The 12,471-nt window shown below is 69.7% G+C and carries 9 protein-coding genes and 1 pseudogene; 8 read left to right on the top strand and 2 right to left on the bottom strand.

Going from position 1 to position 12,471, the window contains the following annotated elements:
* The 3 genes from FPZ47_RS23530 to FPZ47_RS23525 form a co-directional block, all read left to right on the top strand.
* Window positions 1-504: PPW family C-terminal domain-containing PPE protein (locus FPZ47_RS23530; RefSeq protein WP_484213800.1), on the top strand; the 504-nt coding region annotated here is incomplete at its 5' end.
* Window positions 505-507: 3 nt separating this feature from the next.
* Window positions 508-645, top strand: a complete 138-nt coding sequence (locus FPZ47_RS30775) for a PPW family C-terminal domain-containing PPE protein (RefSeq protein ID WP_425461835.1) — start codon at window positions 508-510, stop codon at window positions 643-645.
* 84 nt (window positions 646-729) lie between these two features.
* Window positions 730-1,638 carry a class I SAM-dependent methyltransferase gene (locus FPZ47_RS23525; protein ID WP_144955966.1) on the top strand — a complete coding sequence of 303 codons (909 nt, stop codon included), beginning with the start codon at window positions 730-732 and terminating at the stop codon, window positions 1,636-1,638.
* Here the strand turns inward: FPZ47_RS23525 and FPZ47_RS23520 are convergent.
* Together FPZ47_RS23520 and FPZ47_RS23515 are read right to left on the bottom strand one after the other, a co-directional pair.
* Entirely contained in the window at window positions 1,628-2,566 is a 939-nt protein-coding gene (locus tag FPZ47_RS23520) for a sulfotransferase family protein (protein ID WP_144955964.1), read from the bottom strand. The genes FPZ47_RS23525 and FPZ47_RS23520 overlap by 11 nt on opposite strands.
* 13 nt (window positions 2,567-2,579) lie before the next feature.
* Window positions 2,580-3,701, bottom strand: coding sequence for a cupin domain-containing protein (locus FPZ47_RS23515; RefSeq protein WP_246133568.1), 1,122 nt, complete (start codon window positions 3,699-3,701; stop codon window positions 2,580-2,582).
* Between the two features lie 322 nt (window positions 3,702-4,023).
* Here FPZ47_RS23515 and FPZ47_RS23510 point away from each other — a divergent pair, with 322 nt between their 5' ends.
* From FPZ47_RS23510 to FPZ47_RS23490, 5 genes and pseudogenes are all read left to right on the top strand, one after another.
* A complete protein-coding gene (locus FPZ47_RS23510; protein WP_145039626.1) occupies window positions 4,024-5,892 on the top strand; it encodes a PPE family protein in 1,869 nt (622 codons plus the stop codon).
* A 280-nt stretch (window positions 5,893-6,172) separates the two neighbouring features.
* Window positions 6,173-7,696 carry a PPE family protein gene (locus tag FPZ47_RS23505; protein ID WP_144955956.1) on the top strand — a complete coding sequence of 508 codons (1,524 nt, stop codon included), beginning with the start codon at window positions 6,173-6,175 and terminating at the stop codon, window positions 7,694-7,696.
* A gap of 193 nt (window positions 7,697-7,889) precedes the next feature.
* The gene (eccA, locus tag FPZ47_RS23500; RefSeq protein WP_144955952.1) at window positions 7,890-9,755 is read left to right on the top strand and encodes a type VII secretion AAA-ATPase EccA; all 1,866 of its coding nucleotides are present in this window, start codon (window positions 7,890-7,892) and stop codon (window positions 9,753-9,755) included.
* Window positions 9,752-11,359: a type VII secretion protein EccB gene (eccB, locus tag FPZ47_RS23495; protein ID WP_144955949.1), complete on the top strand. Its 1,608-nt coding sequence runs from the start codon at window positions 9,752-9,754 to the stop codon at window positions 11,357-11,359. Before eccA ends, eccB begins: the two co-directional genes overlap by 4 nt.
* Window positions 11,356-12,471, top strand: a pseudogene (locus tag FPZ47_RS23490) (type VII secretion protein EccC); the annotation flags it as partial. The gene eccB and the pseudogene FPZ47_RS23490, both read left to right, overlap by 4 nt.

Genomic DNA, 12,471 nt, shown 5'->3' with positions numbered 1-12,471 from the left:
CCCCCGGGTTCCGCGCCGGCGCCGCCGCCCGCTCCCGCACCCCCGGCCGGATTCTTCCCTCCCTACGCGGTGCCGCCTGGCATCGGGTTCGGTTCGGGAATGGGTGCCCGGGCGAGTTCGAGCGCGAAAAGGAAAGCGCCGGAACCCGATAGCGCGGCCGTCGCGGCGGCCGCGTCCGCGGTGGAAGCGGCGCGTGCGCGGCGGCGCAGGCGGGCGACGCTGCGTGACCACGGCAACGAGTTCCTGGACATGGACCTCGCCGTCGAACCGGACTGGACCGAGCCGCCGAACGGCGAGGCCATCGCCTCGGATCGCGGTGCCGGAGACCTCGGGTTCGCCGGCACGGCGCACACCGACGCGGTCGCTGCGGGCGCGGGCCTGGCCGCGCTGGCCGGTGACGGGTTCGGCGGTGGCCCGAGGGTCCCGATGATGCCGGGCAGCTGGGATCGCGACGGCCGTCCCGAACGCGACGGCCGGGATGCCGGCGCACGGCGGGATTTCTAGATCGTGGCTGCGCGCACACGCGGCGCAGAAGGGACGGTCGAAACCGCTCACCGGGCCGGTCCCGGGCGGGCGGCAGGAATGATCACGCTGGCCGATGATGCGTTCGGAGGCCGCCCGCAGTTGCCGGGAGACGACGGCTGATGGTGGGCCACTTCGCCGGTTTGTCATCGGGTGGCGATCCACCGGGAAAGGGCCGCCACGGGCCGTCGGCGTAGTGTCGGTGCAATGCGAAGCGAAGGTGATACCTGGGACATCACAACAAGTGTCGGCTCCACGGCGTTGTACGTCGCGACCGCGCGGGCGCTGGAAGCCCAGAAGCCCGACCCGCTGGCCGTCGACCCGTATGCGGAGGTTTTCTGCCGCGCCGTCGGCGGCCGCTGGGCCGATGTGCTGGACGGTAAGGCCCCCGACCACGACCTCAAGACGGCCGACTTCGGCGAGTCTTTCGTCAACTTCCAGGGCGCCCGCACCCGATACTTCGACGAGTATTTCCGCCGGGCCGCCGGCGCGGGCGTGCGGCAGGTGGTCATCCTGGCGGCGGGACTGGATTCCCGCGCCTATCGCCTGGACTGGCCGGCCGCGACGACGATCTTCGAACTGGACCGCCCGCAGGTCCTCGACTTCAAACGCGAGGTGCTCACCGAGCGGGGTGCCCAGCCGCGTGCGGTGCGCCGCGAGATCGCGGTCGACCTACGCGAGGACTGGCCCCAGGCCCTGCGGGACGGCGGTTTCGATCCGGCCCAGCCCTCGGCGTGGATCGCCGAGGGTCTGCTGATCTATCTCCCGGCCGCCGCGCAGGAGCAGCTGTTCACCGGCATCGACGGCCTGGCCGGCCCCGGCAGCCATGCCGCCATCGAGGACGGCGCGCCGCTGGACCAGCGGGAATTCGAGGCCAAGCGCGATGAGGAGCGCGCCGCGATGGCTGCGGGCCAGGAGCAGCGGCCGTTCTACCAACTGGTCTACAACGAGCGCTGCGCGCCGGCCACCGAATGGTTCGGCAACCGGGGCTGGAAAGCGAGCGGCGTTTCGCTGGCCGATTACCTCCGGCAGGTCGGCCGCCCGGTGCCCGGGCCGGAAACCGACGCCGGGTCGATGCTCGTCCGCAACACCCTGGTCAGCGCCGTCAAGGCGTGAGCGCGCGATAGCCGGGTTCGGCGTATCGCTGCGCGGCCGTCCGCATCTCGTCGGTGATCCGGCGGCGGTCGCCGGCAAAGAGGCGGGGCCCCTTGGAGTAGAAGCGGGCCGCTTCGGTCATGAGTTCGATTGCTGCCGAATCTGTTTCGAGGCCGAGGTGCGGGGCAACGCGATTCCACACCGCGGCGGGCAGGTCGGCGTAGTCGATGCAGAGCCGCCCGTGCGGATCGCTCGCGGCCGCCTCCAGCATCGCGCCGAGCGCGCGGGCGGCGAATTCGGCTCGCGGCATGGCCGGGACCGCGGCCGGGTCGAGGCCGAAACGCCGTGCGGCACGCTGCGGGTGTGCCTGGAGGCCGAGCCAGCCCGGCGGGTCGGCGAGCAGCGAGGCCAGCACGCGCGCCGGCTCGCGCTGTACCCAGACCCAGGGTGTTTCGGGGAAGGCGGCGGCGAGCACACCCCGGCGGCGGATGTTCCAGCTGGTGCACTTGAGCACCAGTCGGTGTTCGTCGCCGTGCCGGCGGCGGCCGAGCGCCCGCACCACGAGCCGCACGAGTTGGACCAGCGTGGCCTCGTCGACCGCGGCGGGTCCGAGCCCGAGCAGCGTGTTGAGCGGCGCGGGCTCGGCAACGACGACGACGCCCGGCAGTGTGCCCAATAGCCGGGACACCAGCGTGGATCCACAACGCGACAGGTGAAAGATCATGCCGGCCGGCTCCAGCGACGGCTCGCGATCGAGCGCGACGAGCGCGTCGAGCCCGGTCTTGGCCAACGGGGGGGCGCCGGGCCCGGACAACCAGCGCGCGACGGTCCGATCGAAGAACGGATCGACGAAGCGCTGCGCCGACAGATCGGCCCAGTAAACCACCGGCGCGGTGCCAGAAAAATCGAGCCTGATCGGCGTCCAGCACGCCAATTCGGCGAAGTCCATGACAAGCCTGTGATCAATCTTCGGGGAGCCGGACGAGGAATCCGCTGGTGAGCAACGACCGCACCAGTGCGGTCCGCTGGTCCGCACGCAGCCCGGGTAGCTCGCAGACGCGAAACGGCCCGGTGCGCTCGGACATGAACAGCATGGCGGCTTCGTGGTCTCGACCGGCGCTGATCGACAAACTGGCGAACTGCAGCGCCACGCTGTCGGCGGCCACCTTCACCCGCGAATACAGCGGCCGGTACTTGCGCACCCGTGTCTGCCCGTCGATCGCGGCGGCGTGTGCGACCTGTCCGACCGGTGGGCATCGGCCACGGCGGACCAAGACATCCGACAATGCGTCGAGCCCTCCCGCGATAGCGCCCGGGTCCTCGACGGCGGTCATGGCATCACGCAGCAGGACGCCCAACGTGTCCTGGAGGTCCGGGTCATCGAGGTGCCGTGGTGGCAGCTGTGCATTGAGACGGTCATCGCGGAAGCTCAGCGAATGCAGGGCCCCGATGGCAAAGGTGAGCGCGGTGGGCGCGTGGAGTCCGACGGTGAGGTGCACGGATCGGTTCGCGGCTGCCTCGGCCGCGTGCACCAGGCCGCGCGGCAGGTAGAACACGTCGCCGGCTTCCGTGCGCACGTCGGTGGGCAGCGGGAGGGTCTCGGTAGGAACCGCCTTATCGCGATTTCGTATCTGGTGGGGGGGGATGTGGACGTCCTCGTACAGATGCCAGATCTTGGATCCCTCAATCTGCAGAATGACGACGTCATGGTCGTCGTAGTGGGGCACCAGGCCCTGCGCTCCCGGTGGCGTGATGTAGGCGTTGACCTGTACCGGGAAGTTCAGTTCGACCTCGATGGATTGGGCCAGCGAAGCGATCGCCCGCACGTGGCGCTCGACCCCGTCCACGACGATCGTGAAGCCATCGTCGAAGTCCCTGCGAACACCGCCGATATCAAGCCCACCGTCGTTGAGCCGGTAGTTCTCGGACCCGCTTTTCTTGTCGTCCTGCCTGATCAGGCGCACCGCCGACGGTTCGCGGCGGAACAGCTCGAGAAGTTGCTCAACGGCCGAGGTGGGGTGCAGCAGGCGGTCGAAGTAATCGGCGGAGTTGCGCTTGATGTGGTGGTGCGTCACCGCCCAGATTCCTTCGCGGAAGGACTCCACGGTCAGTGGGTCAAGCAGCCACGCCAGCGACGGTTCGATGGTCGGCCTCCCAAAACTTGTACCCGCAGCGAGGTGGTGACGGGCGCCCACCCGACGGTCACCGGCGTTCCCGCGCGTGCCGGCACGCATCACCCTCTCGGCAGGCTCCCACGTGGCCAGTGCCGCGTGGAACTGCCGCCCCGCTTCACGCGACCAATATAAAGCCCGTGTCCGCGCAGGCCGGGTGAGGCGATGCCCGGCCCTGGTGGAGCGCTAGAGCTGGTGCACGGCTATTCGGGACTCGAGGGGAGGGGAGCCGCCGGTGGGCTTTCGAGCGTTGCCGCCGGAGATCAACTCGGTGTTGATGTACTCGGGTGCTGGATCGACGCCGATGCTGGCCGCGGCCGCGGCCTGGCATGGGTTGGGGCGGGAGTTGGGTTCGGCGGCAGATTCGTTTGCCATGGTGACCGCGGGATTGGTCGGTCAGGCGTGGCAGGGTCCGTCTTCGGCGGCCATGCTGGCCGCGGCCGCGCCGTATGTCGGTGTTCTCAACGTGGCGGCTGGGCAAGCTCACGAGATGGCCGCCGGTGCCGAGGCCGTGGCCAGTGCCTTCGAGGCTGCTCATGCGGCGACGGTGCATCCGTCGGTGGTGGCGGCCAATCGCGATGAGTTCGTGCAACTCGTGCAGTCGAACCTTCTCGGGCAGAACGCGCCGGCCATCGCCGCCGCTGAGGCACGGTACGAGCAGATGTGGGCAGCCGACGTGGCTGCGATGGTGGGCTACCACGGCGGGGTCTGGGCGGCGGCCGCGCAGCTGCCGTCGTGGCAGGAGACGTTGCAGGGTTTGCCGGGTCTGAGCCAGGTGGCCACTGCGATAGCGGCGAGACCGGTTGGGCCCGCTGCTGTTGTGCGGTCGGCGGCTTCCGGTCTCGCCGGCCTGCCGCACCTGAACACGGGGCTGGGTAACGTCGGCAACTGGAACGTGGGCGGCGGCAACGTCGGCAACACCAACCTGGGCAGTGGCAACGTCGGCAACACCAACCTGGGCAGCGGCAACGTCGGCAACACCAACCTGGGCAGCGGCAACGTCGGCAACACCAACCTGGGCAGCGGCAACGTCGGCAATCTCAACCTGGGCGGCGGGAACCAGGGCAGCAACAACGTCGGCAGCGGAAACTCCGGCTCAGGCAACTTCGGTAGCGGGAACACCGGCAACTTCGATGTCGGGTTCGGCAACTTCGGCAGCAATGACTTCGGTCTTGGCAACAACGGCAACGGGGATATCGGTCTCGGGCTCACCGGTAACGATCAGGTGGGCATCAACTTTGCCGGGTTGATGAACTCGGGGCCAGGCAATTTCGGTCTGGGGAATTCGGGTAGCGACAACATCGGATTCTTTAACTCCGGCAACGGCAACTTCGGCATCTTCAACTCCGGTGACGGCAATTTCGGTTTCGGCAACTCGGGCGATACCAACACAGGCTTCTGGAACGGTGGCAGCTTCAACTCCGGCTTCGGCAACGCGGCTGACCTTAACTTCGGCTTCGGGAACGCCGGTGCGGGGAATATGGGCTTCTGGAATGCGGGCAGCGGCAATACGGGGTTCGGGGATGCGGGCCTTTTCAACGCCGGTAATTTCGACTCCGGTGGCGGCACCTTCGACTACGCCGGCGGCGCGACAGTGCCGCCGGGTGTGGGTTCCAACACCGGCAGCTTCAATTCGGGCAACGTGGACACGGGCTGGTTCAACTCGGGCGACAGCAGCACAGGTCTGCTCAATTCGGGCACGCTGAACACGGGCGTCGGCGGGTCGGCTAACCTGACCGGGGTAGTCGCGAGCTCGGGATACGGCAACTCCGGGACCGGATCCTCGGGCTTCTTCAATTCGGGCAATTCGTCTTCCGGCCTGCTCAACAATGGCTCGCAAAGCGCCGGCCTGTTCAATACCGGTGACGTGCAGTCGGGGATATTCAACACGGGCGGGTCCAACTCGGGCTTTTTCAACCGGGATTACGACAACGTGGGCATCGGAAACACAGGCTCCGACAACTCGGGCCTGGGACTCTCTGGCAGGGACAACACCGGCCTTTCGAGCTCGGGCACCTACGATGCGGGCGCTTTGAACCAGGGCAACTACCAGGTCGGTATCCTCGGGCCCGGCCCGATCGCCACCGAGACGGGGACCAATTGAACGGCGTGTTCGTCGGTCCGGGTCTGGAACGACGGCGCTCTGGGTGCTCGCCCGTGTACCGGTGCCCGCCGACGAATGTGTCGTGATCAGGCCCCATCCGGGAACTTTTCTCCGTTGGCCACCGACCTACTTCAGGCCTGCTGACTGTGCCCTCCCTCAGCCGGGTGGTCGTCGTTGTGATCCAAGGAGTCGCTGTCATGGTGTTGTGGCGTCACGCCGGAGGATTGGTCGCGCCGGCGTCCGATTCGCTTACCGAAGGCGCGCTTACCAAAGGCGCACAGTGACCGCGCCGATCTGGATGGCTTCGCCTCCGGAGGTCCATTCCGCGTTATTGAGCAGCGGTCCCGGGTCCGGCGGCCTACTGGCCGCCGCCGGGTCGTGGAGCTCCTTGAGCGTGGCCTATACGGCGGTCGCAGAAGAACTCAGCACGATCCTGGCGGCGGTGCAGGCCGGGGCGTGGGAGGGGCCCAGCGCCGAGCAGTATGTGGCCGCGCACGTGCCCTATGTGATGTGGCTGGTGCAGGCCGGCGCCGACAGCGCAGTCGCGGCCGTCAAGCACGAGACGGCGGCTGCCGCCCACGTCACTGCACTGGCCGCAATGCCGACGCTGGCGGAGCTGGCCGCGAACCACGCGACCAATGCGGCGTTGTTGGCCACGAACTTCTTCGGGATCAACACCATTCCCATCGCCATCAACGAGGCCGAGTACGTATGGATGTGGATTCAAGCGGCCGCGGCCATGGCGCAGTACGACTTGACGTCTTCCTCGGCGGTAGCCACCGCGCCGCGGACCATACCGCCGCCGCACATCGTGAAAACGACCCAGAGCAGCGACAGTAGCGATACCGGCGGTGCTGTGCTGGACATCGTCGACAACGATTCCGGCGACCCGTACGACCTGAGTTGGTGGGTGAATCGGTTTCTCGAAGTTCCGCAAACCTTGGGACGGGATGCCCTGGAGTTTCCTCAGAATCCCTCCCTGGCGACGGCGCAGCTGGAGTCGGACATTCCGGGGTTGATAGCCGACGAGGTGGGCCACGCGGCGGAGGCCTATGAGGCGTTCTTCCCCCAGATCAACGCGCTTGCGGCCGGCCTGCCGGCCGTCAACCCGGTTTTGTTCGGTTTGGCGGGCCTTGATGGTGTGCCCGGGATACAGCCCGACGTGACCCCTGCGGCGCCGGCCGCACCGCTCCCCGAGGTGTCCGCCACGCCGGTGGCTGGTAGCTCTCCCCCGGTTAGCGCCGCCGCAGCGCCGGCCCCGACCGCGGCGCCGGCCTCGGCGCCGGCGCCCGCCCCCGCGCCAGCGCCCGCTGCCCCGGCACCACCGGCACCACCTTCCCCGGGCATCGGGGGCGGCGGCTTCCCCTACCTGGTCGGCGGCCCCCGGATGAGCGCCGGTGCGGCGATGGGTACCGGCGCGCGGCGGAAGGCCCCCGAGCCCGATGTCGCGGCGGCGGCCGCCGCCGCCGGGGCCGCGGCGCGGCAGCGGGAGAGGTCGCGCCGGCGCAGGCGGGCGGCGATGAAGAGCCCGGACCGCGGTTACCGCTACGAGTTCCTGGGCCAGGAGCCCGGCGGGACGGGTGCGTTCGACGACGAGGCGGAGCGCGTCGTGGTGTCCAGCCGGGGCGCCGGGGCCCTGGGTTTTGCCGGCACGGCAGCATCGGGCACCCCCGTCGAAGCGAGCGGGCTGGCGAAGGTGGCCGGCGACGGATTCGGTGGCGGACCCTCGGTGCCGATGGTCCCGGGTAGCTGGGAGCCCGACGCTACCGGATCGCTACCGGATGATGAAAATCATGTTCAGTAAGCCCGAAGTGTCGCAGGTTCCGTCGCAGGTTCCGAAAATGCGGCTGACATCTAGTTATGGAAACTCATTTGCGGTAAAGAGTGGGAAGGGACCGGGTAGCCGAAGGCCCCGCGTCCGTGGACAGTTAGCTTATGCAATGCTAACTTCAGGCAAGTTAGGTTAGGGAACACTGTGTACAGGAGAAGAAGCGCCCGTGGATCGCGGTGACACCGGCGTGCTGGCAGCGCAGCCTGCGAATTTCCCGTCGAACGGCAAGGCGAACGGCAGGGTCGACGGCGAGGTCGTCAGCCGGTTCGCGACGTGTTGCCGCGCGCTGGGTCTCGCCGTGTTCGAGCGGCAGCGTCCGGCCGATCTTGGCGCGGCACGCGCCGGCTTCACCGCGCTGACCCGCATCGCCTCCGAGCAGTGCGACGCCTGGACCGGCCTGGCCGCGGCGGGTGACGCGTCCCTGGGGGTGCTCGAGGCGATTTCGCGCACCGCGCACACCGCGGGCGTGCTGCAGCGCCAGGTGGAACTGGCGCCCGGCGCGCTGGGCTTTCGCTACGACACCGGGCTGTATCTGCAGTTGCGCGCCACTACCCCCGACGATTTCCAGCTCGCGTACGCGGCCGCGCTCGCACAGGCGGGGCGCTTCGCCGACGCCGCCGGGATCGTCGCGGGCCTCACCGAGCGCCGGCCCGGCTGGCACGCGGCCCGCTGGGTCGCCGTCGTCGTCAACTACCGGGCCGAGCGCTGGTCGGACGTCGTCAAGCTGCTGACCCCCATCGTCAACGACGCCGACCTCGACGAGGCCTTCTCGCACGCCGCCAAGATCGCGTTGGGCACGGCGCTGGCCCGGCTGGGCATGTTCGCCCCGGCGCTGTCCTATCTTGAGGAACCCGAGGGCCCGGTCGCGGTCGCGGCGGTCGACGGCGCGCTGGCCAAAGCGCTGGTCCTGCGCGCGCACGTCGACGAGGAGTCCGCCGGGGAGGTGTTGCAGGACCTGTACGCGGCCCATCCGGAGGACGAACGGGTCGAACAAGCCCTGTCCGACACCAGTTTCGGGATCGTGACGACCACCGCGGCCCGGATCGGGGCCCGCACCGATCCGTGGGATCCGGCCACCGAGCCCAGCGTCGAGGACTTCGTCGACCCCGCCGCCCACGAGCGCAAGGCGACGCTGCTGGCCGAGGCCGAGCGCCAGCTCGCCGAGTTCATCGGCCTGGACGAGGTCAAGAATCAGGTGTCGCGGCTGAAGAGCTCGGTGGCCATGGAGCTGGTGCGCAAACAGCGCGGGCTGCAGGTCGCGCAGCGTGCCCATCACCTGGTCTTCGCCGGACCGCCCGGGACCGGTAAGACGACGATCGCCCGCGTGGTCGCCAAAATCTATTGCGGGCTCGGGCTTTTGAAGCGGGAGAACATCCGGGAGGTGCACCGCGCGGACCTGATCGGTCAGCACATCGGTGAGACCGAGGCCAAGACCAACGCGATCATCGACAGCGCGCTGGACGGCGTGCTGTTCCTCGACGAGGCCTACGCGCTGGTGTCCACCGGCGCCAAGAACGACTTCGGCCTGGTCGCCATCGACACGCTGCTGGCCCGCATGGAGAACGACCGCGACCGGCTGGTGGTGATCATCGCCGGTTACCGGGCCGACCTGGACAAGTTCCTCGACACCAACGAGGGGTTGCGGTCGCGGTTCACCCGCAGCATCGACTTCCCGTCGTACGCGCCGCCGGAGTTGGTGGAGATCGCGCACAGGATGGCCGAACAGCGCGACAGCGTCTTCGAGCGGGCCGCCCTCGAGCACATGCAGGCGCTGTTCGCCAAGCTGGCCGCGGAGTCGACGCCCGACTCCAACGGGATCTCGCGGCGCAACCTCGACATCGCCGGCAACGGCCGGTTCGTGCGCAACATCGTCGAACGCGCCGAGGAGGAGCGGGAATTCCGACTCGACCATTCCGAACACGCCGGAACCGGCGAATTCAGCGACGAGGAGCTGATGACGATCACCGACCAGGACGTCGAGCGGTCGGTGGAGCCGCTGTTGCGCGGCCTCGGCCTTTCGGTGCCGGCATGAGCGAGCACGAGCCCGACGAGCCCCGGCGTTCCTTCTCGTCGCGGACCCCGGCCAACGACAACCCCGATCGGGTCGAGTACCGCCGCGGTTTCGTCACGCGCCACCAGGTCACCGGCTGGCGTTTCGTGATGCGCCGGATCGCCTCCGGGATCGCGCTGCACGACACCAGGATGCTGGTCGACCCGCTGCGCACCCAGTCGCGCGCGGTGCTGATGGGCGTGCTGATCCTGGTCACCGGGCTGGCGGGCTGCTTCGTGTTCTCGCTGATCCGGCCCGCCGGGTCCGCGGGCACCAGCCCCGTCCTCGCCGACCGTGCCACGGCCGCCCTGTACGTGCGGGTCGGCGACGACCTGCACCCGGTACTCAACCTCACCTCGGCGCGGCTCATCGTCGGCCGGCCCGTCGATCCGACGATGGTGAAAAGCTCTGAGCTGGACCGCTTTCCGCGTGGCAACCTGATCGGCATTCCCGGCGCGCCGGAGCGGATGGTGCAGAACCCCGCGCGCGACGCCGACTGGACGGTGTGCGACGGCATCAGCGGCCAGGCCGGTCACGGGGCGCACAGCACGGGGGTCACGGTGCTGGCGGGCCCGCCCGACAGCCGGGGTGCCCGCGCGAGCGCGCTGCGTGACGGGCAGGGGATCCTGGTCGACGTCCCGGCGCAGGGGGCCCCGGACACCTGGTTGTTGTGGAACGGCCGGCGCAGCAAGCTCGACCTGGCCGACCACGCGGTGACCGACGCGCTGGGCCTGGGCACCGGGAGGACCGGGGTGCCCGCGCCGCGGCCGATCGCGGCCGGTTTGTTCAACGCGATCCCCGCGGGGCCGGCGCTCGCGGCGCCGGACATCCCGAACGCCGGCACCCCTGCCGGCTTCGACGTTCCGGCGCCGATCGGCGCGGTCGTGGTGTCCTACGCGGTGGACCAGCGCTCGTCGGGCAGCGTGCGGTACTACGCGGTGCTGCCGGACGGGTTGCAGCCGATCTCACCGGTGCTCGCGGCGATCCTGCGCAACACGAATTCCTATGGCCTGGAGCAGCCGCCGCGACTGGGAGCCGACGAGGTCGCCAAGCTGCCGGTGTCGCGGATGCTGGACACCGCGCGCTATCCCGACCAGCAGGTGGTCCCGGTCGACGCGGCCAAAGATCCCGTCACCTGCGCGCATTGGACCAAGCCGGCCGGGGCGGCCACCAGTTCGCTGAGCCTGCTCTCGGGTTCGGCGCTGCCCACACCCGACGGGGTGCACACCGTGCGCCTGGTCGGTGCGGGCAACGCCGCCCGCGTCGCCCTGGCCCCGGGCACCGGCTACTTCACCCGGACGGTGGGCGACGGAGCGGCGGCGCCGGCCGCCGGGTCACTGTTCTGGGTGTCGGACACCGGCGTCCGCTACGGCATCGACAACGAGACCGAGAACGGCTCGGGGGGAGACGCCACGGGCCAGGGTGAAACGGGCCAGGGTAAAACCGTTGCGGCCCTTGGTCTGAACCCACCCGCGATCCCCATCCCGTGGTCCATGCTGTCGCTGTTCGCCCCCGGCCCGGCGCTGTCGCGCACCGACGCGCTGCTCGGCCACGACGGCCTGCTGGCGGAAGGCGGAACCCGATGAGCCGGTTGATCTTCGAAGCCCGCCGCCGGCTGACGCCGCCCGGTGCCCGCAAGGGCAGCATCGCCATCGAGCCGCCTCCCGAACTGCCCCGGGTGATCCCGGCGTCGTTCCTGCGACGCGCGATGCCCTATGTGATCGTGATCCTGATCGTCGGCATGATCGTCGCGCTGGTGGCGACCGGGATGCGGGTGATCTCCCCGCAGACCCTGTTCTTCCCCTTCGTGCTGCTGCTGGCCGCCACCGCGCTGTATCGCGGCAACGACAACACGATGCGCACCGAGGAGGTCGATGCCGAACGGGCCGACTACCTGCGGTACCTGTCGGTGGTGCGGGACAACATCCGCACCCAGGCCGCCGAGCAGCGCGCGGCCGCACAGTGGTCGCATCCCGACCCGGCGACGCTGGCGGCCGTGCCCGGCTCTCGTCGTCAATGGGAGCGCGACCCCCACGACCCCGACTTCCTGGTGCTGCGGGCCGGACGCCACCAGGTGCCGCTGGACACCGCGCTGCAGGTGCAGGACACCGCCGCCGAGATCGACCTGGAGCCGGTGTGCCACAGCGCATTACGCAGCCTGCTCGATACCCAGCGCACCGTGCGCGACGTGCCGACCGGAATCGACCTGACCAAGGTCTCCCGGATCACCGTCGTGGGCGACGCCGCGGAGGTGCGGGCGGCCCTGCGCGCCTGGATCGCTCAGGCGGTGACCTGGCACGACCCGACCGTGCTGGGCGTGGCGCTGGCCGCGCCGAACCTGGAGGGCCGCGACTGGTCGTGGCTGAAGTGGTTGCCCCACGTCGACGTTCCCGGCGAGCTCGACGGTGTCGGGTCGGCCCGCTTCCTGTCGGCCGACCCCGACGAACTGGTCGCCCTGCTGGGCCCGGCCCTGCTGGACCGTCCGGTGTTCACCGGGGAACCGGCGGACGCGTTGCGGCACCTGCTGATCGTCGTCGACGACCCCGGCTACGACGTGAACGCCTCGGCGCTGGCCACGGGCCGGGCCGGGGTCACCGTGGTGCACACCCGCACCACATCGCCGCACCGTGAGCAGTACTCGGACCCGGAGAGGCCGATCCTGCGGATCAGCGGGGGGGACGGCGGGGGCGGCCGGGCG

Origin of the sequence: Mycobacterium helveticum (assembly GCF_007714205.1) — a bacterium.
Classification (GTDB): domain Bacteria; phylum Actinomycetota; class Actinomycetes; order Mycobacteriales; family Mycobacteriaceae; genus Mycobacterium; species Mycobacterium helveticum.
Note: the sequence above shows the minus strand (reverse complement) of the source record. Positions and strands in the feature narration are given on the sequence as shown.